General features: G+C 35.8%; 1 protein-coding gene. It reads left to right on the top strand.

Annotated elements, in window-relative coordinates:
• Window positions 1–1,022 (top strand): LicD family protein (locus GMD4S_RS00010; RefSeq protein WP_000280838.1); only part of this gene is annotated, 1,022 nt, incomplete at both ends.

Below are 1,022 nucleotides of genomic sequence, written 5' to 3'. Positions count from 1 at the left end.
CTATGTATTTGATCCATAAAGGAAGTAAATATTCTGTTTATCTTAAACTGAACAATGTGATTCAATTCGTTTACTTTGCTATGATGCAAAGTCGAGGAGCCTTACTTTCTTTACTTCTCATGATTGGACTCTATAGTTTCTTTGCTACTAGAGGAAGTATCGTTAAACGATTCCTCACTTTTATAGTTGCTGGTTTGCTGATTACTGCAACTAATATTGGATTAAGCTATGTAACTTCAATCTATATCTCATCTGAAACTGCGACTGTCTTAGATTTAAACAAAGGACAATCCTATGCTGAAACAGATTCGTCTGTTACTAAGAAAAACGGTGAGCTCCATCTGATTGAAACAACACCAAGTGGTAGAACCTATATCTGGAAAAATGCCATCAAGATGGGAAGTGCCAAACCAATTTTTGGTTATGGTGTACGAAATGTTCCAGATTACTACACAGAATATTTCAGTAAATTTGAGATTCAAAACTCCCTTATTGGTGGGAATTTCCATAACATTTTTGTGACCATATTTGTCAGTTCGGGAGTTCTAGGTTTGGTATCCTTCCTTCTTGTACTGGCTTATGTCATCAAGCGCTTTTTAACGTATTTGATTGTTTCCAAGAAACATACTGATAAATTGATCATGATTCTTTTCTTTGGTATCTTGTTTGGTCAATTATTTGAAAGTCAGATTATGTATTCAACCAACTTTATTAATATCATCTTCTGGCTAGCGATTGGCTATGGACTCGTAGTCTGCAAACGAGATGAAGGAGTTCGGTACCAAGAAGTAACAGATGTTAAAGAAATTCAAGAGATGGAACTTGGAATCATGGAGTATATTCATGAAGTTTGTCAGAAAATTGGGGTCAAGTATTTCTTAGCATATGGAAGTCTAATTGGTGCTGTTCGCCATCAAGGATTTATCCCTTGGGATGATGACATGGATATCTGCATGTTACGAGAGGATTATGAAAAATTGCAAGACTACCTTATCGCTAACCGTGATGAACGTTACGAAGTT

The sequence above is a fragment of the Streptococcus sp. GMD4S genome (assembly GCF_000296955.1).
Note: the sequence above shows the minus strand (reverse complement) of the source record. Positions and strands in the feature narration are given on the sequence as shown.